Raw genomic sequence first — 21,856 nt, 5'->3', positions numbered from 1 at the left:
CGTGGACGACCTGCTGCTCGTGGGCGCCAGCGGCCTGGCGCGGGAGGTGCTGGCGGTCGTCCGGCAGCTCGGGAGCCACCGCGTCGTCGGGGTGCTCGACGACGACGTGGCGCTCCACGGGACGGACCTCGACGGCGTGCCGGTGCTGGGCGGCCCCGAGGAGGAGGCCGGGCACCCGGACGCCCAGCTGCTCCTGTGCCCGGGCGGGGGCTACGCCCGGCGTGCGCTGGCCGACCGCCTGGGGATTGTCGCCGGGCGCTGTGCCACCGTCGTCTCGCCCGGCGCCGACCTGGCGCCCGACACCCGTCTCGGCGAGGGCACGGTCGTCCTCGCCGGCGTCGTCGCGACGACGTCGGTGCAGGTCGGTGCGCACGTGGTGCTCATGCCGCATGTGGTCCTGACCCACGACACCGAGGTGGCCGACTTCGCGACCCTCGCGGCGGGCGTGACGCTCGGTGGGCGGGTCCGCGTGGGCGAGGCCGCCTACCTGGGGATGTCCGCGTCCGTCCGGCAGGACCTGAGGGTCGGGACCGGCGCCGTGCTCGGGATGGGTGCCGTCCTCCTCCAGGACCTGCCGGACCACCAGACCTGGGTCGGGGTGCCGGCCCGGCCGCTGCCCCTGCGAGCGGCGGGGGCGACGGCATGAGGGTCCCGCTCGTCGACCTGGCCGCCCAGGGCGCGGAGATCGTCGACCAGGTCGCGCCCGCCGTCCGCGAGGCGATCCTGCGGGGTGCGTTCGTGGGCGGCCCGGCGGTGACGCGGTTCGAGCAGGCCTACGCCGACTACGCCGGCGTCCGGCACTGCGTGGGTGTCGCCAACGGCACCGACGCGCTCGAGCTGGCGCTGCGGGCGGTCGACGTGGAGGCCGGCGACGAGGTGGTCCTGCCGGCCAACACCTTCATCGCCACGGCGGAGGCGGTCAGCCGGATCGGGGCGGTCCCGGTGCCGGTCGACGTGGACCCGGAGCACCTGCTCATCGACCCGGCCGCGGCCGAGGCGGCCGTCACGGACCGCACGTCGGCGATCGTGCCGGTGCACCTCTACGGGCAGACCGCCCCGGTGGCCGAGCTCGTCCGGCTCGCCGACCGGGTGGGCGTGGCGGTCGTGGAGGACGCAGCGCAGGCTCAGGGGGCGAGCAGGGCGGGCCGTCGTGCCGGGACGTGGGGCACGGCGTCGGGGACCAGCTTCTACCCCGGCAAGAACCTGGGCGCCGCCGGCGACGCGGGCGCGGTGCTCACCGACGACGCCGAGGTGGCGCGGCGCGTCCGGACGATTGCCGACCACGGCAGCCCCCGCAAGTACGTCCACGAGGTGGTCGGCTTCAACTCCCGGCTCGACGCCCTGCAGGCGCTGGTGCTGTCGGCCAAGCTCGCCCGGCTCGAGGAGTGGAACGAGCGCCGCCGCGCCGCCGCGGACCGCTACGACCGGCTGCTGGCGGGGGTCGAGGAGGTCCGGCCCCCCCGCCGGCACCCCGACAACACCGACGTCTGGCACCTGTATGTGGTGCAGGTCGAGGACCGCGACCGCGTGCTCGCCGCGCTCCAGGCCGCGGGTGTCGGCGCCGCGGTCCACTACCCGACCCCGGTGCACCTCAGCCCGGCGTACGAGCACCTGGGCCACCGGGCAGGAGCCTTCCCCGTCGCGGAGGCGGCAGCCGCCCGGATCCTCTCCCTGCCGATCTACCCCCACATCACGGCGGACCAGCAGCAGCACGTCGTCGAGACGCTCGTCGGGGCGGTCGCGGGCAGCCGGACGATGGCGGCGCAGGGCCCGTGAGACGCCGCGACGGCACCACGCCCGAGATCGAGGCCGACCTCGCCCGACAGGCCGGCGGTGCGCTCGGCTGGAGTCTGCTGAACACCGCAGCGTCCAAGGTCGGCACGCTGGTCATCGGGATCGCTCTGGCGCGCATCCTGGGACCGGAGGAGTTCGGCACCTTCGCCGTCGCCATCGTCGCGCTGCTCGCGGTGCTCAGCTTCAACGAGCTCGGCGTGAGCCTGGCGATCGTGCGGTGGGACCGCGAGCCCGCACCGATCGTCCCGACGGTCGCGACCATCTCCGTCGTCAGCAGCCTCGTCCTCTTCCTGGCCTGCTACGCCGCCGCACCCGCCTACACCGCGGCCATGGGCAGCCCCGGGTCCACCCCCGTCGTGCGGACCCTGCTGGTCGGGATCCTGCTCAACGGGCTGAGCGCGGCGCCGGCGGCGCTGCTCCAGCGGCAGTTCCGCCAGCGGGAGCGGATGGTCTCCGACCAGGCGAACGCCTGGCTCGGGGCCCTGGTCTCGATCGCCCTGGCGCTGGCCGGGATGGGCGCCATGAGCCTGGCGCTGGGCCGGCTGGCCGGAGGCCTCGCCGGCGCGCTGCTCTTCCTGCGCTACGTCCCGTCCGCCTTCCGGCTCGGGATGGACCGCTCGCTGCTCGCGCCGCTCCTGCGCTTCGGCCTGCCCCTCGCCGGGGCGAGCATGATCGTCTTCGCCTCCAGCTATGCCGACCAGCTGCTGACCGGTGCGCTCCTCGGCCCCACGCAGCTCGCCTTCTACGTGCTGGCGTTCAACCTGGCCTCCTGGCCCGTCGCGGTGCTGTCCCAACCGCTCCGTTCGGTCGCGCCGGCCGCCTTCGCGCGGATGCAGTCGGACCCGGCCCTGATGGCGCGCAACGTCGTGTGGGTCGTGGGCGTCCTGGCCGCTGTCGCCTTCCCGGTCTGCTTCGTGCTGGCGGGAGCCGCGCCGGCGGTGGTCCGCCTGGTCTACGGGCTCGAGTGGGAGCCGGCCGGCGTGCCGCTCGCCGCGCTCGGCGTGCTCGCCGCGGTGCGGATCGTGGTCGAGCTGAGCTACGACTACCTCGTGGTGCTGCGTCGGGCCAGCGCCATCCTGCTGATCCAGGCGGTCTGGCTGGCGGCGCTGGTCCCCGCGGTGCTCCTCGGCGCGACCTGGTGGGGGATCGGCGGTGTGGCGGTCGGCCAGGTCGTCGTCGTCGCCGCCGTCGTCCTGCCGCTCTACCTGTGGCGGCTCTCGGCCGCCGGCGTGCCCGCGGGCAGGTTCCTCGGCCGCCTCGTCCTGCCGGTCGTGGCCGGCTCGGGCCTCTACGCGACCGCGCTGGTGCTGGTCGACCGGCTGGGCTCCGACCTGCTCGCCGTCGCCCTGTCGGCGGCCGTGGGACTGCTCGCCACGGGCGTGATGCTGGCGCGGGAGCCTGCCGCCGTCTCGGCCGTGGCCAGCCTCCGGCACCAGCCGCTGAAGGCGGGGTCGGCGTCATGAGGGTCCTCGTCTATCCGCACGACCTGGCCATCGGCGGCAGCCAGATCAACGCCATCGAGCTCGCGCGCGGCGTGGCCGATCTCGGCCACGAGGTCATGGTCTTCGGCTGCCCGGGTCCACTGGTGGCCAAGGTCCACGCTCTCGGCCTCGACTTCGTCCCCGCCCCGAGGCCGCGGCGGCGTCCCTCGCGGTCGGTGGTGGCGTCGCTGGTGAGGACGGTGGAGGAGCGGGGCATCGACGTCGTCCACGGCTACGAGTGGCCACCGATCCTCGAGTGCTGGCTCGCGGCCCGCCGGACAGGGTGCGCGGTGGTGGGCACGGTCATGTCCATGGCCGTCGCGGACTTCATCCCGCGGTCGGTCCCGCTCGCGGTGGGCACCGAGCAGATCGCCGACGCCGAGCGCCGGGCGGGCCGGTCAGCCGTCGACGTCATCGAGCCTCCGGTGGACCTGGAGGCCAACCACCCGGGTCTGGGTCTCAACACGGCCGGCTTCCGCGCGGCCTACGGCATCCGGCCCGAGGAGGTCCTCGTCGTGGTCGTCTCCCGGCTCGCCGTGGAGATGAAGCGGGAGGGCCTGCTGGTCGCGTCGCGGGTCGTCGCCGAGCTGTCCACCGAGCACGCGGTGCGGATGCTCGTCGTTGGTAACGGCCCGGCGCGCCAGGACCTGGAGGACGCCGTGGTGACGGCCCGGCCCCCGGGCGGTGCCGATCCCGCGGTGCAGCTCGTCGGTGAGCTCGCGGACCCGCGGGTCGCCTACGCGGCCGCGGACGTGTCACTGGGTATGGGGAGCTCGGCCCTGCGTGCGATGGCGTTCGGCAAGCCCGTGGTCGTCCAGGGCGAGAAGGGGTTCTGGCGGACCGTGCGTCCGGACACGCTCGCCTACTTCCTGTGGACGGGCTGGTACGGCGTGGGGGACGGGCCGGAGACGGGCCCGGCCCGGCTCCGGGGTGAGCTGCTGCCCCTGGTCACCGGCGCGGCGTCCCGCCGCGAGCTGGGAGCCTTCGCGCTCCGGACGGTGCAGGAGCGCTTCTCCCTGGACGCTGCGGCGCGGAGTCAGGTCGACCACTACCGTCGGGCCACGACCGTGCAGCCAGGGCCGGCCGCCGACGGCGGAGACCTGCCGCGCACGGCGTGGCGGTTCGTGCGCTACCGGGCGGGCCGGGCCGGACAGCGGTTGACCGGCCGGCGCGCGGCGGACGACTTCAACGCCCGTCCGGTGGCCGCCGCGCCGACCGGTCCGGCGCGGCGGGTGAGCAGAGGGTGAGCGCCGGCCACGGCGGTGGGGTCGTCTACCTCGCGGGGACCGAGTGGCACCGCGTCGCCGGCACCGACCGCCAGCTGGCGACGGCCCTGGCCTCCGTGCTCGGGCCGGTCCTCTACGTGGACCCGGCCCAGCCGGTCACGCACCTGCTGCGGCGCCGCCGCAGGCGCGGGCCGGGGCAGCCGTGGGGCCTGGTCGACGTGGCTCCAGGGGTCACCCGGCTGCGGACGCTGGGGCCGCCGCTGCTCACGAGGAGGGTGATGGTCGGCCTGGCGACCTGGTGGCAGCACCGGCTCACCGTGCGCGCGAGCCGGGCCCTCGACCTCGGGCCGTGCCTCGTCGTCGTCGCCTCGCCGCTGGCCGGCTTCCCCCGTGCCCTGCCCGGCGTCCGGTTCTTCTACCTGACCGACGACTGGGAGGGCGGCGCCGGGCTGATGGGCCTGGACCCGGGGCTCGTCCGCCGTCGGCTCGCCGGCAACGCCGCGGCGGCCGACCTGGTCGGAGGCGTGACGCCGGTCCTGGTGGACCGGCTGGCGCAGCTGGGGCCGGGCGCGCGTGCACTGCTCCTGGCCAACGGATGCGTGCTCCCTCCGGCGACCCCCGCCGCGCGGCCGACCGACCTGCCGGACGGCCGGCTGGTGGGGCTGGTCGGGCAGCTCAACGAGCGCACCGACGTGCGGCTGCTCCACCGGATCGCCGCGGCGGGCCTGCCCCTCGTCCTCATCGGGCCGCTGACCACGCGCGACCCCGCGACCCTGCGCGACTTCCACGACCTCTTCGCCCGGCCGGGCGTGACCTGGCTCGGTCACCGGCCGCCCGAACGGCTCGGCGCCTACCTGCAGCACCTGACGGTGGGCGTCACCCCCTATCGCCGGGACCGTTTCAACGAGGCCAGCTTCCCGCTGAAGACCCTGGAGTACCTCGCCCACGGGCTGCCCGTGGTGGCGAGCGACCTGCCGGCGACCCGATGGCTGGGGACCGACCTGGTCGACATCGCCACGTCGGACGACGAGTTCGTGGCGCTCGTCGCCGGCCACTGCGCCGGCGCACAGGTGGACGCGGACGCTGCCGGGCGCCGGCGGTCGTTCGCCGAGAGGCACTCCTGGGAGGCCCGCGCGCAGCTCCTCGTCGACGCGGTGCCGGAGGTGGGGACGGCTGCGCTAGGGGCCTGAGATGCTGCGGCCCGTGTCGTCCCACACGTTGCCGCTGAGCACGTTGCCGGGTCCCGGCTCGTAGGCCGTGAGCGGGCCGTAGCGGCCGCTCGCGGGGAAGTACAGGCGGGAGAAGCGGTTGTCGGTCACCCGGATGCCCTCGGTCGGCCCGAGCGCCCCGGCACCGGCGTAGAGCGTGTAGCCGCCACCGGCCACCAGGTTGTCCGTGATCAGCCGGTTGCGCTGCGTCCCGAAGTCCTGGAAGAGGCTGATCGCGTCGGTCTGCGGGTGCTCGTTGAGCACGGTGTTGTGACGGATCGTGAGCTGCTCGCCGCCGCCGTTGCTGGTGATGCCGTTGACGTGGTCCTCGCCCAGCATCCCCAGGTCGTGGATGTAGCTGTCCTCGACGAGGCCGGCGTCGAGCTGCACCCCGGTCGACACGTGCGAGATGTCCGCGCGACGGACGACGGTGCCGGTGCTGTCGCCGTAGATGTCCTTGACGCCGACCATGAGGCGGCCCGCGCCCTGGTCCGGAGCCGTGATCGTCACGTCCTCGATCGTCACGTCGCTGGTGTGCCGCAGGCTGATCCCGAACGTCTCGCCGCCCACCCGGACGCGGACGTTGCGGAGCGTCACGTGGTCGGCGGTGATGTCCAGGTTGTAGGGGACGTCGAGGTCCTCGACGACCGCGCCGTCCGTGCTGACCCTGACCCAGCCGCGGGGGTCGAGCTCCCAGCCGTCGCCCTGGGAGGTGTCCTCACCCACCACGCGCAGGGCGTCCTCGTCGGTCACGCCGGTGCTGGTGGCGTCGGGATAGCCGCAGGTGCTCGGCACCGGCGCGCAGTCCAGGAGGGTGGCGGCGTCGGCGGCGGGCGGACCTCCGTCGGCCACGGCCCCGAGGCTCGCAGGACCTCCCGGGGGCGTGCCGGCACCTCCCCACCAGACGGTCGCGGCCACGGCCAGGCACGCGAGCACCAGACTCACGACGACGCGCGGGCGCCGCTCTACCTTCGTCCAGCGAGCACGTCGCATCGTGAGGCCCTCCGTCCAGGAGGGGCGGGGCCGCGCGTCGGCGCGGCCCGTCCCTGCTCGTGCCTCCAGCCTAGGCGCGCTGGGGCCGCCGCGCACCCTCGCCGCCGGGCCGGTGCGCGGGCTCCTCCGGGGCGGCCCGACCTGCGCTAGTCTCGCGGGATGAAGCCGCTGGTCACGGTGACGGCCGTCGTGGTGACCTACAACAGCGCGGACGTCGTGGAGGGCCTGCTGGACTCGCTGCCGGCCGGCACCCCCGACCTGGGGATCAACGTGGTGGTCGTCGACAACGGCTCGACGGACGACACCTGCGCGGTGGTGTCCCGCCGCCCCGACTGCCGGCTGGTCCGCTCCACCAACGTGGGCTACGCCGCGGGGATCAACCGGGGCGTCGCCGCCGCCGGTGCCGCGGACGCCGTGCTCGTGCTCAACCCGGACGCGCGCCTGGCCGAGGACGCGGTGCCGCAGATGCTGGAGGCGCTCGCGGAGCCCCGCGTGGGCGTGGTCGGGCCCCATCTCGAGGAGGAGGACGGCGCCCTGGTCCTCTCCATGCGCCACGAGCCCTCGTTGGCGCGGGCCTCGGGCCTGGGGCTCAACGAGTACGTCCGGGGACCGCGGCGCTACCGGACTCGGCAGACCGTGGACTGGGTGCTGGGCGCCGTCCTGCTGATCCGGTCGGAGTGCTTCGCCGAGCTCGGCGGCATGGACGAGTCCTACTTCCTCTACAGCGAGGAGACGGACTTCTGCCTGCGGGCGCGCGACCGCGGGTGGGCGACGGTCTACGAGCCGCGGGCCCGCGCCGTGCACATCGGCGGGGCCTCGGGCCGCAACGACTGGACGCACACGCTGCAGGTGGTCAACCGCGTGCGGCTCTACCGGCGGCGGCACGGTCCGGTCCGGGGAGCTGTCTTCCAGGTGCTCAACATCCTCAGCGAGCTCACCTGGGTGGCTCGCGGGCACCGGTCCTCACGGGCCTCGGCGCTCGCCCTCCTGGATCCCCGGCGACGACCGGACGTCCTTGATGCCGGCTCCTCGTGGGTCCCGCGTTAGCACCCTGGACCCGGTCGTGACCCGGTGGAGCGCGCCGGCGATGCCGAGCGTGACCGCGTAGGTGCCGGCGGCCATCGGGAACCAGAGCCCGTCGAAGAGGCTGAAGTTGGCGACGCCCACCACGGAGGCGGCCACGCAGGCCTGGGCGAGGTCACGGTCCCGGCGTGCGGTGGTGGACCTGCGGACCCTGACCGAGACGACCACCGCGGCCGCCGAGACCGACAGGAACGCGGCCAGGCCGACGACGCCGAGCTCGACCAGGAAGCTGAGGACCTGGTTGTCGAGGATCTGGTACTTGGGCAGGAAGGTGCCCAGCCCCCGTCCCAGCCAGGGGCCGTGGCGGAACGCGGCGAGGGCGTTGTCGACCGCCGAGAGACGGGAGGCGGCGCTGGTGTCCGAGCCGATCCCGGTGAACAGCTCGGCCACCGTGCGGGCCAGGCCGGGCACCGAGGCCAGGGCGGTCAGGACCACGCCGGCCGAGAGGACGAGCGCCACCAGGCGCTGCCGCCGCGGCCACCACGGCACGGTCAGGGCCAACGCGAGCACCACCCCGACGAGCACCGAGCGGGACAACGAGAAGGGCGCCATGAGGAGGATCGCGCTGCTCGGCACCCACCTGACGAACCACGACCGGCCGTGCCTGGCCGTGTAGAGCGCGAAGGGCAGCAGGATGGTCAGCACCGCGCCGAACTCGATCGGGTGGACGGCCGTCGCCGCCGGACGGACGAACTCCGACCGGTCGAACGCGCCCTGGAACCGAGAGTTCTCCACCAGGCCCGGGACGCTGATGCGCTCCACGAAGGTCTCGCCGGTGGCGAACTGCACCAGGCCCAGGAGGGCCATCAGCCCGGCCGCCACCGAGAGCCGCCGCACCAGGACCTCCAGCCGGTCGCGGTCGGGGATGCCGTCGTGGGTGGCCAGCAGCACCCCGCTCCAGGCGAGCACCGCGACGACCGCGAGATCGGCCGTGCTGACCTCGTCGGCCTCGATGGGCCGGGTCATCGCGGCCACGTAGCTCACGCCGACGCACGTCATGAAGGCGATGTTGGCCAGCGCGACCGGGCGCGGGTGGGTGCCGACGAGGTGCCAGGACCTGTCGTAGAGCTGCTGCCAGGCCCACCAGACCAGGGCGCCCAGCGCCAGGAGCTGGGCGGGTGAGCCGGCTCCGCCGAGCGGCTCGATCGTCAGCCGGGACGGCACGGCGAAGAGGACGACCGCGTAGGCCGTCAGGACGGTCGTGGCGTCCGGGGAGGGGCGTCCGGTGGCCGTCCCGCGAGCGCCGGGACGGGCGGGGGTGGCCATCAGGCCGTGGGGGCGGGCGCGTCCGCGGCCGGTCGGCCGCGCCGGCGCAGCAGCAGCCCGTCGACGGCGGCGATGGCCAGGACGCCGGCCAGCAACGAGACGCCGCCGACGAGGACGCCCGCCCTCAGGGTCGGGGTCAGGGAGCGCTCGGGGGTCACCTCCTGGTAGAGGACCATCGAGATGATCTGGTCCTCGGCGGGCACGTCGGTGTCGTCCTGGATCCCCTCGAGGATGCGCGGGGTGGCGTCCAGGACCGCCCCGAGCGCCTGGTCGACCCCCGACGGCGTGGGCGCGGTGGCGGTGACCAGCATGATCGGCCCGCTCGCGCCCGGGTCGCGCACGACCTCGAACTCCGCGCCCGTCGTGTCGTGGACCTCCTGCCGCAGCTCCGGCGGGAAGGCGCGGACGAGCACGTCGAGCGCCTGGTTGAGCCCGCCGAGCGCGAGGAAGGGGTTCTCCCCCTCCTCCAGGAGGGCGTCGGGCGGGAGCAGCACCACGTCGGCCCGCAGCTCGTAGGTCGGGGGGACCCGGTCGACGACGAGGTAGGTCGCGGCCGCCGTGACCAGGAGGCTGAGCAGCAGGAGGTACCACCGCCGGCGGAGCGCCGTCAGCAGGGTCCAGCTGAACATCGTCCGCACCTCTCGCTCGATCCCCGGCTCGCCCGAGTGCTAGCCTGCATTGTATGGCGCACGGTCGCCTCGCACCGCGGTCCCGCGCGACCAACGGGGTGCCTGCGCAGGGGGCGTGGTGGCGCAACCTGGTGGCGGCCGCGGTCCTCCTCGGGGTCCTCGTCGCGGGCGTGGTCGTGCAGCGACACCCCGGCACCTACTACAGCACCGTGGACGTGATGTTCCTGGCGCCGGTGAGCGCCCGCAACCCGAACGCTGTCGTGACGACCTCGGGCAGCGTCGTGAGCACGGCGAGCGTCGTCGAGCGCGTCCTCAACGGGCCGGACGGCGCCGGTGTCCGCAACGCCTCCTCCCGGGTGACCCTGCTGGGCGAGCGGCGGCTGCACGACGAGGCGGTCCGGCTGCCGGACAACGGCGGCCAGTGGGCTCCCGACTTCGACGAGCAGCTGCTCACGGTCGAGGTGACCGGCGACGACCCCGAGGACGTGGCCCGGCGGCGGGACGCGCTGGTCGCCACAGTCGACGCCACGCTGCGGCAGCTGCAGGACGACCAGGGCGTCGACCGCTTCAACCGCATCACCACGCGCCTGTCCCCGGCGGCGCCGACGGTGACCTACCACGAGGGCAACCGCAAGCGGGCGTTCGCGATGCTGGTGCTCATGGCGACGGTGGCGGGATATGTCGTGGTCACCTCCTGGCCGGGCGCGCAGGGCCGCCCCGCGGTCGTCTGGCCCGCAGGGCCGCGGCACCGCCGACGCCGGGCAGCTTCGACGTCTCACCCCGAGCGCGAGCTCTCGTCCCGCAGCCAGGTGTCGTAGTCGCCGGCCGCCACGGCCCTGCGCGAGGTGAGACGCGCCGCCACCGCGACCGCGAGGAACACCACGACACGGGGCGCCAGCCGCGGCTGCGCGCGGCACATCCGCGCCAGGGTGCGCAGCGAGGTCGAGGACCCCTCCCGGCGCAGCCCGTGCTCGGCCGCCTGCTGGACGCCCGTCGCGACCCGCACCCGGCGCCGGTAGAGGTCCCGCACGGTGCGCGGCGGGCGGATCCGCACGGTGCTGCCGGAGACCACGCGCACCTCGTCAGGGTCGAAGGAGTCCGACATGACCAGGTCGTCGGCCATCATCACGGGCAGTGCCTGGAGGCGTCGCCAGGCGCGCTCGCCGACGGCGACCACACCGCGTCCGAAGAGTCCGGCGCGCACCTGCGGCAGCGCCAGCCACACGTCGTAGTAGGCGCGGACGAGCGGGGAGGCCCGGTCGAGCGGGACCTCGCGGACGGGTCCGGCGGCGAGCACGGTGGGCTCCGTCCGGAGGGTGTCGGCGAGGCGCCGCACGTCGGCCCCCGTGATCTCGACGTCGGCGTCGACGTAGACGCGGGGGAAGGAGCGCGCGTGCCGGTCGCCGGACCGGAGGGCGTGCCACTTCGAGGCGACCGGCTCCTCGACCACCGTGACCGCCGGTGCGTAGCGGCGGGCGACGTCGGCGGTGTCGTCGGAGCACCCGTTGCAGACGACGACCACCTCGAGCTCCGGACCGCCGTCGAGCAGCTGGTCCAGCAGGCGCCCGACCGACGAGCTCTCGTCGTGCGCCGGGACGACGACGCTGGCCACGGGTCCGGGCCCGGGGAGCCAGGGACGCGGCCGCGGGGCGGGAGGGGTGATCAGATCGGCCACCCAGCGGTCGAGGTCCCGCACCCGGGCCTCCCAGGTGCCGGCCGCGCGGACGCGGGCCCTGGCCGCCCGCCCCATGGACCGTCGCAGGTCCGGGTCCGCGACCAGGATGCGGACCGCGACGGCCAGGTCGGCGGCATACTGCTCGGGGGTGACGGCGGGGACCCGGAAGCCGCACCCGTCGACGACGGCGGCGGCGGGGCCGCCCCGGTCGCACACCACGAGCGGGAGGCCGTAGGACATCGCCTCGAACGGGGCGTTGCCGCCCGGCTCGCGATAGCTCGGGTAGAGGAAGACGTCGGCGCGGCGGTAGTGCTCGTCCACCTCCGCGCGCGGGAGCCACCCGTGGAACGTGACGCGGTCGCCCAGGTCCAGGTCGGCCGCGAGCCGCTCGCACGCCGCGCGGTCGAACCCGTCGCCGACCACCTCGAGGCGCACCGGGAGGTCGGCCAGGCGCGACACGGCGGAGACCGCGTCCCGCACGCCCTTGGTGCGGATGAGCCGGCCGACGAAGAGGAGGGTGAGGGGCGAGGGGTCGCCGGCACGGACCACCGGGGGCGGCATGGCCACGACGCCGGTCTCGCTCATCACCTCGAAGCGCCGCAGGGGCACGTCCGCGAGGGCGTCGCGCACGTAGGGGGCGATCCCGAGCACGAGGGACGCGTCGGTGTAGGTCCCCCGCAGCAGCGGGTCCCTGCGGAGCCGGAGGCCGTCGAGGCGGCGCAGGCCGACGTACCACGGCGCGGTGTCCTCGCTGTCGAAGGCCGGCGGGGACGCGAGGCCGCCGCCGACCGGCCCCAGCACCCACGGCAGGCCCTGGCCCGCCAACGGGCTCGGGTAGCGCATGGCGACCGGCACCGGCTGGAAGGCGACGTCGAACCGGTCGCCACGCCGGCGCGCGTCCGCCAGCCACCTGCGGCAGGCCCGGTAGAAGTAGGGGTACCAGGGCTTGAGGAGGCTGTCGAAGCGCTCGCCCCGGGCGAACAGCCGCGGCTCGTCCCACTCGACGACCCGCGCGTCCGGGAACTGGGGGACGGCCGAGGGACGACCCTGCTTGCGCAGCGTGAGGAGCGTGACCTCGTGATGCTCCGGCAGGAGCCGCGCCCACTGCGCCGCCACCCAGGCCTCGCCGACGTCCGAGGCGTCGGCGCAGGGTGCCACGAGGAGCAGGCGGGCCATGTCAGGCCGTGCGCCGTCGGTGGGTGGTGAGCTCGCGGACCGTGAGCAGCACGAAGGCCCCGTTGGTCCGGGCGTAGCGCCGCCAGAGCCGCCGGGGCTCCTGCACGAGGCGGTAGGACCACTCCATACCCGTCCTCTGGAGCAGGGCCGGGGCGCGGCGGGTGATGCCGGCGAGCACGTCGAAGGAGCCCCCGACGCCGTGGAGCACCGGCACGCCGAGCACCGCGCGGTGCTCCGCGAGGAAGATCTCCTTGTGCGGGGAGGGGATGCCGACGAAGAGCATGTCCGGGTGGGTGCGACGGATGTCGTCGACGACGCGCGCGAGCTCGTCCGGGTCCTGCAGGAAGTAGCCGTCGTGGGACCCCGCGACCTGCAGCGCGGGCCAGCGCGTGTGCACCCGCTCGAGCAGCAGCTGGAGCACCTCGGCGGTGGCGCCCAGCAGGTAGACGCTGTGGTCGTGGGTGGCGGCCTCGTCCAGCAGGTTGACGAAGAGGTCGATGCCGGCAACGCGCTCCGGTGCCCGCACGCCGAGCAGCCGGGAGGCGACGACGACCGACATCCCGTCCGGGAGGACCAGGTCGCAGGCGCACAGCGCGGCGCTCAGCCGGGGATCGTGGCGCTGGTCCACGACCTTGGCGGCGTTGAGCATGCCCAGGAGGAGCGTCTGGTGGTCGACGATGGCCTGCTCGCAGCGCTCGCAGGTCTGCTGCATGGTGAGCGGGTCCAGGGGGAGGCCGAAGAGCTGCCCGGTCGCCAGGACCGGGGCCGGACCGACGTCCTTCATGGCGCACCTCCGGCCGGTGGCTGGTCCGGGAGCCCGGCCCAGGCGTAGAGGAGCCAGCCCAGCTCGTAGGGGCGGCACTCGTGGTCGACGACGCCGGCGGGGAAGGCCCGGTCGACGTGCTCCGTCGGCAGGGTGACCCCGGCGGTCGTCGCGGTGGCCGCCAGGCCGCGCACGAGCTTGCCCGGCTCCCGGCGGCCCACCTTGCGCCAGATCATCGCGTGCCGGGGGTCGACCAGCTCGACGACCGTCTGCGGGTGCGTGCGCAGCCAGCCGACGCCGCGCTCGACCGCGGCGTCGTAGCGGCGGGAGGTCAGCGCGCCCAGCTCCGTCAGGGCCATCGGCGCCATGCCGTGCTGGTGCACCGAGTAGACGGGGAAGCGCTCGACGACGCCGCCGTGCGGGTGGTGGTAGTGCCACCACCACTCACCGTGCCGCCCCTGCAGCGCGACCAGGTGGTCGGCGGTGCCGACCGCCGCGGCGAGCGCGGCGTCGTCCTCGTCCAGCATCGCCACCCGGGTGAGGGCCTGGACCGGGTAGATCTGGTCGGCGAAGGAGCCGACGTGCCGGCGGAGCCGCGGCTGGGAGTCCGCCGGTATGCGGTGCGGGAAGGTCCCGCCCTCCCCGCGCGCCTCGAGCAGCCGCCGCCGCGCGGCCCGACGGAGCCCGGCGAGGCGGCCGTCGCTCCCGTGCTGGGTCGGGGTGGTGCTCGCTGTCAGGGCCCAGGCCAGGACGACCGTGTCGACGGCTCGCTCCTCCACGAGGGCGGCCAGCCGGCCGAGGAGCGGCTCGGGCACGGTCCCCAGGACCTCGCCCGCGGCCCACGCCGTCAGCGCCGCCGCGCCGTCCTCGGCCGGCGCGCGGTCCACCAGCTCCTCGACGAGGTCGGCCGCGCGCCTGCCCCGGAGGGCCTGCCGCTGCTGCTCCTCGGGCAGCCGCGAGGCGCCCAGCGCCACGATCGCGGTGTAGCGGGGGTTGTGGCCCTCGGGGCGGAGCCAGGGGCCGGTCGGGCCCGGCACCAGCCGGACGGTCTGGGCGAAGGCCTCGTGCTCCTGGCGCCACATCCTCTGCAGCCCCTCGACCGCGAGGGGGACGAGGTGCGCGGCACCCGTCCCGGGCGGGCGGTCGGCCGGGGGCACCCCGGTGGCGGGGTCCACCATGTTGCCGGTCATCCTGGGTCTCCTTCGCCGTCCGCGGTGAACAGCAGGTCGACCCAGTAGTTCGCCGCGTTGTAGGTGCTGGTGGGGAGGGCTACCTCGGCGTCGTAGCGGTAGACGCCGTTGCCGCCCTGAGCGCCGTCGGCCAGGGCCTGGAGCGGACCCCTGGTGCGGGCGGCGGAGAAGTAGCTCCCGTCGACGGAGTAGTGCCCGTCCGGTGCGTGGTAGGCCACGACGTAGACCGTGCCGACGGCCACGGGCACCGGTGCCGGCAGCATCGCCGTCTGCCAGCCGCGTGCGGTCTCAGCGGCGAACTCCACGCTCGACAGCAGCGTGCCGGTCGCCGTCCAGAGGGTCCCGGTGTGCGGTCCGGAGTTGTCGGGGCCGCCCTTGAAGAACCGGATGCCGTGGACCGTGCCGGCCGACAGGACCTGGAACCGCACGCCGAGGTTGACGGCCCCGGCGTCGTCGACGGTCGGGGTGGCGGGGACGGTGCTGGTGTCCCACAGCGAGCTGTAGTCCGCTCGCAGCACGGTGAAGCTCCACGTCGAGGCCTCACGCATCGGGTTGCCGTCCAGGTCGGTGGCCGCCTCGACGCTGGCGGTGTAGGCGGTGCCCGGCGTGAGACCGCCGGTCGGGGTGAGGACCGCCTCCCGGCTGTCCACGTCGTAGGTGACGCTCGCCGGTGCGACGCTGCCCGTGCCGTCCCGCAGGGTCATCCGGACGCTCTCCGGGACCACCGGCTCGTCGAAGGTGGCGCTCACCGTCGCGCCGACCAGGACGCTGGCGCCGGAGGCCGGTGACCGGTCGACGACGCTCGGTCCTGCCGAGTCGTTGAAGATGACGTCCACCCAGTAGTTGGCGCCACCCCAGGTGTGCGTCGGGAAGCCGCCCGGGCCGTAGGCGAAGAGGCCGTTGCCCGCCTGCGGGACGGACGCCGGGGCGGTGAGCGGGCCGCTGGTCCGCGGTGTCCACAGGCCTCCACCCGTGGCGGCGTAGTGGCCCGAGGGTGCGTGGTAGGACGCCACGTAGGTCGTGCCGGGCTCGATCGGCACCGGCGCCGAGAAGGAGGCCTGCTGCCACCCGGACCGGGACTCCTGGGTGAAGGTGAGGGTCGCCAGCAGGGTGCCGGTCTCCGACCACAGCCGCCCGAGGTGCGGACCGTCGTTGCCGGGGCCCTTGTAGAACCGCAGGCCCGTCAGCTCGCCGGCGCGCGAGCTGGTGAACCGCACGCCGACCTCGACGGCCGACGCGTCGTTCTCGGCCTTGTGGGCGGGCACGGCGCCGGTGTCCCAGAGCGTCACCGGCGAGGCACCGTCGGCGGTCACCGTGCGGAACGACCAGGTGTAGGGCTCGGCCATGGCGTTGCCGTGGCGGTCCTCGGCCGTGATGGAGGCGGTGTAGCCGGTGCCGGGCAGGAGCGGCGACCGCGGGGTCAGCGTGGCGGTGTCGGCGTCGTAGGCGACGTCGGCCGGCACCTGGCCCTGCGGGCCGGTGAGGACGAACCCGACCGAGGCGGGCGCGACCGGCTCGTCGAAGGTGGCGACGACCGGTCCGGCCAGGGCCACCGATACCAGCTCGGGTGCGGGCTCCACGTTGAGGAGGCTGGGCGGCCCGACGTCCGGCGCCAGCTCGAAGACGAGGTCGACCCAGTAGTTGGCGTCGCCCCAGGAGCCGCTGGGGAAGCGGGCGTCCCCGAAGGCGAAGACGCCGTTGCCGCCGGCGGAGCTGCCGCTGGGCGCGTGGAGGGGGCCGCGGGTGACCTCGGTCGTGACGAGCATGCCCGGGGTGACGCCGTAGGTACCGTGCGGGGCGTGGTAGGAGACCACATACCGGGTCCCTGGTGTGAGCTCGACCGGCGCGTCCAGGCGCGCCTGCTGCCACCCCGATCCCGTCTCGTCGCCGTAGACGGCGGTGGCGAGGAGGTCGCCGGTGGCCGACCACAGGTGGCCGACGTGCGTCCCGCTGCTGCCCGGCGCCTTGTAGAAGCGCAGCGCGGTGACCGACCCGGCGGCCGTGGCGGTGAACTTCATGCCGAGCTCGACGGCGCTGGGGTCCTTGTCGACGGTCGACGGGGTGGCCGACGTGTCCCACAGGCTGGTGGGGCTCGTGCCGGGCTCGCCGATGGTGGTGAAGACCCACGTGAAGGGCGCCATGGGGTTGCCCGTCAGGTCGCGGGCCCCGGAGACGGTCGCGGTGTGCTCCGTCAGCGGGCTGAGCGCGGACGAGGGGGTCCAGGACGCGGTGCGGGTCTCGGCGTCGTAGGTGACGGTGCCCTCCGGCTCGGAGCCGTCGGCACCGACCACGGCGACCGTGACCGTGCCCGCCTCCACCTGCTCGTCGAAGGTGGCCGTGAGCGCGGTGGCGACCGCGACGGACTGCAGGCCGGACGCGGGCGAGTGGTCCACGACCGTGGGGGCCGCGTGGTTGTCGATGTCGAAGAGGACGTCGACCCAGTAGTTGCTCGCGCCGAAGGTCGACGTCGGGAACCCGGACTCCCCGTAGCGGTAGAGCCCGTTGCCGCCCTCCTGGCTGTTGGCGAGCGCCGTCAGCGGCGCCAGCTCGTAGTCCGTGGAGAAGTAGCCCGCGTCGGCGGCGTAGCGACCGGCGGGCATGAAGACGGAGGCGACGTAGGTCGTGCCCGCGGCCACCGCCACCGGCGGGACCGGCACGGTCTGCCAGCCGGAGTCCGTCTCCTCGGAGAAGGTCGCGCTGCGCAGCTCGCGCCCGTCGGCGCTCCACAGCCGGCCGACGTGCGTGCCGGTGTTGCCGGCACCCTTGAAGAAGCGCAGGCCAGTGACGAAGCCGTCGACCGACGACCGGAAGCGCACGCCCACCTCGATGGGGGTCGTCTCGCCCACCGAGGCGGTCCCCGGGACGGTCCCCTCGGGCCAGATGGAGCAGGGGTAGCCGCGGGGCACGCCCTCGAGCCGGACCTGCGCGGCGTCCCCGACGTTGCAGCTGTCGTCGACGGCGCGCACGAGCACCTCGATCGGGCCGACCTCGAGCGGGGTGAAGACATAGCTCCAGGAGTCCAGCCCGGTGGCGACGTGCCAGGTCGTGCCCGCGTCGAGCGAGACCTCGACGCCGGCGACGATGCCGCCGCCCGAGTCGGTCGCGGTGCCGCTGAGGGCGACGGGGGAGCCGATGGCGACCTTGGCGTCGGCGGCCGGGGCGGTGATCGTCACGCTCGGCGCGAGCGTGTCGGTGGAGGCGCTGGCGGCGACCAGGTCGGACTGGCGCGTCCCGGGCTGGACCCCCATGTCCGCCAGGACGTTGAGCGTGGCCTGCTGCGCGGTGAGGTCGGTCGGCGTCCCCTGGTCGCAGATGTGGTAGTCGTCCAGGCCGTAGGACCACTGCACGGTGCCGAGCCCCCAGACGAGGGCGCCGCTCGCGGCGCGGTACATGGTGGAGTGGTGCGTGCACGTGCCGCTGACGTAGGTGGCGCCGTAGTCCACGAGGAGCTGCGGGACCTCCGCCTCGGTCGTGGAGAGCCGGATCAGCCCCGGCGGCCGGTGGCCGTTGTCCACGTCCACGTCGAACTCGTAGCCGAGGGTGTTGGGCGACAGCTCGCACAGCTCGCCCTGCTGCAGGTCGGCCACGGCCGTGTGCCGCCAGGTGCGGTGCCGTGCGTAGTCGGAGGAGACGCGGATCCGCAGGTCCGGCGCGGAGACGGGGAGGATGGCGCGGAAGAGGGTCCCGGTCAGCTCGTTCTCCGGCCGTCCGCCGTTCGAGGGCGGGCTGAAGCGCGGGTCGCGCCAGGTGCCGGTCCACTCCGGCAGGGGGTCGATCTTGGCGTCGGCGAGCGTCTCCTTGTAGCAGACCAGCGTGCGGTCGGGGGTGGACGTGCCGTCGATCGACGGCTCGGTGCGCACCCGCCAGAAGTACTCGTTGCCGGACATGAAGATGAGGTGCACGCCGGCGTCGCGCGCCGCGGTGACGTGCTCGCGCTGGGGGCCGGTGACGTACTCGTCGTGGCCCGAGGAGACGAGCACCTTGCGGCCCTCGAGGACCGAGGCGTCGCGGTGGACGTCGATGCCGCCGCAGTAGGCGACGTCGTAGCCGTTGCGCTCCAGCCAGCGGAGCAGCGGGATCTCGGCGTTGAAGAAGTTGCTCTCCGCCTCGCTGTTGTTGAACGGACGGTTGTAGCTCACCTTGTAGGCACGCCCGACCGGTTCGCCGAAGTAGAGGCTGTTGCCGCCGAAGCGGTTGTAGGCGTGCATGGTCATCTCCGACGTCTGCACGAGGATGTCGGAGGGCCCGGGGCGGCGGACCACGAAGATCGTGTGGCTGGACCGACCCCCGTCCTGCCGGTCGAAGAGCGCGTAGTAGACGCCCGAGAGAGCGCCCGCCGGGATCGTCCAGGTGGCCGAGACCGCCCAGGTCCCGCAGTCGACGAGGCCGGTCGCCTCGTCGGTGACGGGGTCCGGCTGGTGCTGGGGGAGGGTGGCGCTCGGCGTCACGTCCGCCAGGTGGCGGGCGCCGTGGCCCTGGTACCAGCCCAGGCGGTAGATCCGGACGCGGTATGCGGTGGCGTCGCTCCTGATCTTGAAGGCCACCTCCTCCCCGGGGAGGAAGCTGTAGCGGGTGGTGAAGCCGGCGATGGCCTCGTCGTCGCCCCACGACTCCCACTCGGAGGGCGGTGAGCCGGGCAGCAGGTTCTCCCCCGCCACGCTCTCGCCGAAGCCGCCCTGGGCGAGCTGCGCGCCGGGGGAGGCGAAGACCGGTGCGGCCTGGCCCACCACCGCCGCGGAGCCCGCTCCTGCGGCGGCGTACCACAAGAACCTCCGGCGGCTCAGTCCATGCTGTCGTCGACGCTCGTCCGGATCGCTCACGGGACTCTTCTTCCGTCACCCTTGCTCGGCAGAGGGGACGGCGGACGTCGCCAGCCTCCCTGCACGGCGCGCACCGTGGCTGCCGCGGACGCGTCCGGCGCCGCTCCCTGCCGCGGTGCCTAGGGGTGAGGCTAGCGCAGATTTGTCGCCGTCCGCTAGAGTCTGGCCGGGCCCCGTCCGTCCCGGTCGTGGCGCGAGAGGGCGAGCCATGAGCAGCGTGCACGACGTGGTCGTCGTCGGTGGCGGCATCGTCGGCCTGGCGACCGCGATGACGCTGCTCCGACGCCGGCCGGGCTCGGACGTCCTGGTCCTCGAGAAGGAGGACCGGCCGGGACGGCACCAGACCGGTCACAACAGCGGGGTCATCCACGCCGGTGTCTACTACCGGCCGGGCTCCCTCAAGGCCCGGCTCTGCGTGGCCGGGGCCCGCGCGACCCGGGAGTTCTGCGACGCCCACGACCTGGCCTACCGCGACACCGGCAAGCTGATCGTCGCCACCGACGAGGCCGAGCTGTCCCGCCTGGGGGCGCTCCAGGAGCGCGCGAGCGCCAACGGCCTGGTCCTGGAGCGGCTGGACGCCGACGAGCTGCGCGGGAGGGAGCCGGAGGTCGCCGGGCTGGGCGCACTGTTCTCACCGAGCACCGGCATCGTGGACTACGGCGAGGTGGCCCTGGTGATGGCCCGGCAGGTCGAGCGCCTGGGCGGCGAGGTGCGGCTGGGGGCCGAGGTCACCGGCCTGGGGGAGTCGGCCGGCCGGGTGACGGTCCGTCTCGCCCGCGACGGCGAGGAGCTCGACGCCGTGCACGCCGCGAGGGTGGTGGTCTGCGCGGGCCTGCAGGCCGACCGGCTGGCGAGGATGGCCGGGGTCGACCCGGGCGTGCGGATCGTCCCGTTCCGCGGCGACTACTACCGCCTCCCCGATCACCGCCGGGGCGTGGTCGGGACGCTGGTCTACCCGGTGCCGGACCCTGCCCTGCCGTTCCTCGGGGTGCACCTGACGCTGACGATGGACGGCGGCGTCACGGCCGGCCCCAACGCCGTCCAGGCGTGGGCACGCGAGGGCTACCGGCGGTGGGCCGTCGACCCGCGGGACGCGGTGGACGTGCTGCGCTTCCCGGGCTGGTGGCGGTTCGTCCGGCGCCACCTGCGCAGCGGGGTCGCCGAGGAGTGGGACTCCCTGCGCCGGTCCGCCTACCTGGCGCGGGTGCGGAGATACTGCCCGGCCCTCACCGTCCAGGACCTCGCCGGCTACGAGACCGGCGTCCGCGCGCAGGCCCTCCGGGCCGACGGCACCATGGTCGAGGACTTCCTCGCGGTGACGACCGAGCGGACGGTGCACGTCCTCAACGCGCCCTCGCCGGCGGCCACCTCGGCCCTGCCGCTCGGCGAGATGATCGCCGACCGCGTCGCGCACCTCGCGGACCGCTGAGGGGGGACCTTCCGGGGGCGGTCAGAGCCCGAGGTGGCGCGCGACGACGGCGGCGATGCGCGGGCCGGCGTGCCCGTCCCACAGCGGCGGGACGCGGTCGGGGTCCGCCCGGCGGCCCTCGGCGAGCACCCGGGCGACGGCCGCGGGCAGGTCCGGGCGCGTGACGAGCTGGTTGGTGCCGTGCGTGATGGTGACGGGACGCTCGGTGTTGGGCCGCAGCGTCAGGCACGGGACCCCCAGCACCGTGGTCTCCTCCTGGACGCCGCCCGAGTCGGTGACCACGGCAGCCGAGCCGGTGACCAGGCCGAGGAACTCCACATACCCCAGCGGCGGGACGACCAGCACCCGGTCGTGGTCCATGAAGCCGGCCCGGGCCAGCCGCTCCCGGCCGCGCGGGTGCAGGGGGACGACCACGCGGACCTGGTCCGCGGTCGCGTGCACGGCCTGCACCAGCTCGGCCACGTCGGCGGGGTCGTCGACGTTGCCGGGGCGGTGGAGGGTGGCGACGAGGTAGGGCTCGGAGGGGTCCACGCCGACCTGCGCCGCGGCGGCGGTGGCGTCGAGGGCCCCGAGGTGCCGCATCAGCGTGTCGATCATCGGGTTGCCGACGAGGTGGATCCGGTCGGGGTGCACACCCTCGTTGCCCAGGTGGGCGACCGCGTCGGCGCTGGTGACCAGGAGCAGGTCCGCGAGGCGGTCGGTGACGACCCGGTTGATCTCCTCGGGCATGGTCCAGTCGAACGAGCGCAGGCCCGCCTCCACGTGCGCCAGCGCGACGCCCATCTTGGCCGCGACCAGGGCGGCGGCGGCCGTGGAGTTGACGTCGCCGTAGACCATGACGAGGTCCGGCCGCTCCGCGACGAAGAGCTCCTCCAAGCCGACCATGATGGCCGCCGTCTGCGTGGCGTGCGTGCCGGAGCCGACCCCGAGGTTGACGTCCGGGGCGGGGAGCCCGAGCTCGCGGAAGAAGACCTCGCTCATCCGGTCGCCGTAGTGCTGCCCCGTGTGCACCAGCAGCTGGCGGAGAGGGTGCCGCTCCAGCGCGGCGATGACCGGTGCGGCCTTGGGGAAGTTGGGCCGCGCCCCGGTGACGTGCACGACGAGGGGCTGGGCGCCGGTCACC

The 21,856-nt window shown here is 74.6% G+C and carries 16 protein-coding genes; 8 read left to right on the top strand and 8 right to left on the bottom strand.

Annotation, left to right across the window (positions count from 1 at the left end):
* Position 1: 1 nt before the first annotated feature.
* Genes DV701_RS10000 through DV701_RS09980 form a run of 5 tightly spaced genes read left to right on the top strand, consistent with a single transcriptional unit; the run spans position 2 to position 5,691 of the window.
* On the top strand, positions 2 to 646 hold the full coding sequence (locus tag DV701_RS10000; RefSeq protein WP_114928170.1) for an acetyltransferase: 645 nt from the start codon (positions 2 to 4) through the stop codon (positions 644 to 646).
* On the top strand, positions 643 to 1,776 hold the full coding sequence (locus DV701_RS09995) for a DegT/DnrJ/EryC1/StrS family aminotransferase (RefSeq protein ID WP_114928169.1): 1,134 nt from the start codon (positions 643 to 645) through the stop codon (positions 1,774 to 1,776). The genes DV701_RS10000 and DV701_RS09995 overlap by 4 nt, the downstream gene beginning before the upstream one ends.
* The gene (locus DV701_RS09990; RefSeq protein ID WP_202863496.1) at positions 1,773 to 3,257 is read left to right on the top strand and encodes an oligosaccharide flippase family protein; all 1,485 of its coding nucleotides are present in this window, start codon (positions 1,773 to 1,775) and stop codon (positions 3,255 to 3,257) included. Before DV701_RS09995 ends, DV701_RS09990 begins: the two co-directional genes overlap by 4 nt.
* Positions 3,254 to 4,522 carry a glycosyltransferase family 4 protein gene (locus DV701_RS09985; RefSeq protein WP_114928168.1) on the top strand — a complete coding sequence of 423 codons (1,269 nt, stop codon included), beginning with the start codon at positions 3,254 to 3,256 and terminating at the stop codon, positions 4,520 to 4,522. The genes DV701_RS09990 and DV701_RS09985 overlap by 4 nt, the downstream gene beginning before the upstream one ends.
* A complete protein-coding gene (locus DV701_RS09980) occupies positions 4,519 to 5,691 on the top strand; it encodes a glycosyltransferase (protein WP_114928167.1) in 1,173 nt (390 codons plus the stop codon). The genes DV701_RS09985 and DV701_RS09980 overlap by 4 nt, the downstream gene beginning before the upstream one ends.
* Here the strand turns inward: DV701_RS09980 and DV701_RS09975 are convergent.
* Entirely contained in the window at positions 5,680 to 6,561 is an 882-nt protein-coding gene (locus DV701_RS09975) for a right-handed parallel beta-helix repeat-containing protein (RefSeq protein WP_162802950.1), read from the bottom strand. The two genes, DV701_RS09980 and DV701_RS09975, sit on opposite strands and share 12 nt — an antisense overlap.
* A gap of 300 nt (positions 6,562 to 6,861) precedes the next feature.
* On the opposite strand from DV701_RS09975, the gene DV701_RS09970 reads away from it, so the two are divergent.
* On the top strand, positions 6,862 to 7,749 hold the full coding sequence (locus tag DV701_RS09970) for a glycosyltransferase family 2 protein (protein ID WP_114928165.1): 888 nt from the start codon (positions 6,862 to 6,864) through the stop codon (positions 7,747 to 7,749).
* On the opposite strand, the gene DV701_RS09965 is transcribed toward DV701_RS09970, so the two are convergent.
* The gene (locus tag DV701_RS09965; protein WP_114928164.1) at positions 7,666 to 9,051 is read right to left on the bottom strand and encodes an O-antigen ligase family protein; all 1,386 of its coding nucleotides are present in this window, start codon (positions 9,049 to 9,051) and stop codon (positions 7,666 to 7,668) included. The genes DV701_RS09970 and DV701_RS09965 overlap by 84 nt on opposite strands.
* Positions 9,051 to 9,680, bottom strand: a complete 630-nt coding sequence (locus DV701_RS09960; RefSeq protein WP_114928163.1) for a hypothetical protein — start codon at positions 9,678 to 9,680, stop codon at positions 9,051 to 9,053. Before DV701_RS09960 ends, DV701_RS09965 begins: the two co-directional genes overlap by 1 nt.
* Before the next feature lie 53 nt (positions 9,681 to 9,733).
* Between DV701_RS09960 and DV701_RS18245 the strand changes: the two genes are divergently transcribed.
* The gene (locus tag DV701_RS18245) at positions 9,734 to 10,498 is read left to right on the top strand and encodes a hypothetical protein (RefSeq protein ID WP_162802949.1); all 765 of its coding nucleotides are present in this window, start codon (positions 9,734 to 9,736) and stop codon (positions 10,496 to 10,498) included.
* Here DV701_RS18245 and DV701_RS18455 read toward each other — a convergent pair.
* The 4 genes from DV701_RS18455 to DV701_RS09930 are packed head-to-tail and all read right to left on the bottom strand — an operon-like array spanning position 10,456 to position 19,304.
* Positions 10,456 to 12,531, bottom strand: coding sequence for a glycosyltransferase (locus DV701_RS18455; protein WP_202863495.1), 2,076 nt, complete (start codon positions 12,529 to 12,531; stop codon positions 10,456 to 10,458). The genes DV701_RS18245 and DV701_RS18455 overlap by 43 nt on opposite strands.
* Before the next feature lies 1 nt (position 12,532).
* Entirely contained in the window at positions 12,533 to 13,315 is a 783-nt protein-coding gene (locus tag DV701_RS09940; RefSeq protein ID WP_114928162.1) for a WecB/TagA/CpsF family glycosyltransferase, read from the bottom strand.
* Positions 13,312 to 14,484, bottom strand: coding sequence for a hypothetical protein (locus DV701_RS09935; protein ID WP_114928161.1), 1,173 nt, complete (start codon positions 14,482 to 14,484; stop codon positions 13,312 to 13,314). The genes DV701_RS09940 and DV701_RS09935 overlap by 4 nt, the downstream gene beginning before the upstream one ends.
* Positions 14,481 to 19,304, bottom strand: a complete 4,824-nt coding sequence (locus tag DV701_RS09930; RefSeq protein WP_162802948.1) for a DUF4082 domain-containing protein — start codon at positions 19,302 to 19,304, stop codon at positions 14,481 to 14,483. The genes DV701_RS09935 and DV701_RS09930 overlap by 4 nt, the downstream gene beginning before the upstream one ends.
* Before the next feature lie 208 nt (positions 19,305 to 19,512).
* On the opposite strand from DV701_RS09930, the gene lhgO reads away from it, so the two are divergent.
* Positions 19,513 to 20,733 carry an L-2-hydroxyglutarate oxidase gene (lhgO, locus tag DV701_RS09925; protein ID WP_114928159.1) on the top strand — a complete coding sequence of 407 codons (1,221 nt, stop codon included), beginning with the start codon at positions 19,513 to 19,515 and terminating at the stop codon, positions 20,731 to 20,733.
* A 21-nt stretch (positions 20,734 to 20,754) separates the two neighbouring features.
* On the opposite strand, the gene wecB is transcribed toward lhgO, so the two are convergent.
* Positions 20,755 to 21,855 (bottom strand): non-hydrolyzing UDP-N-acetylglucosamine 2-epimerase, encoded by a 1,101-nt coding sequence (wecB, locus tag DV701_RS09920; RefSeq protein ID WP_202863494.1) that lies wholly within the window; start codon positions 21,853 to 21,855, stop codon positions 20,755 to 20,757.
* Position 21,856 lies beyond the last annotated feature (1 nt).

This window comes from Ornithinimicrobium avium, assembly GCF_003351765.1.
Lineage (GTDB): Bacteria > Actinomycetota > Actinomycetes > Actinomycetales > Dermatophilaceae > Ornithinicoccus > Ornithinicoccus avius.
Note: the sequence above shows the minus strand (reverse complement) of the source record. Positions and strands in the feature narration are given on the sequence as shown.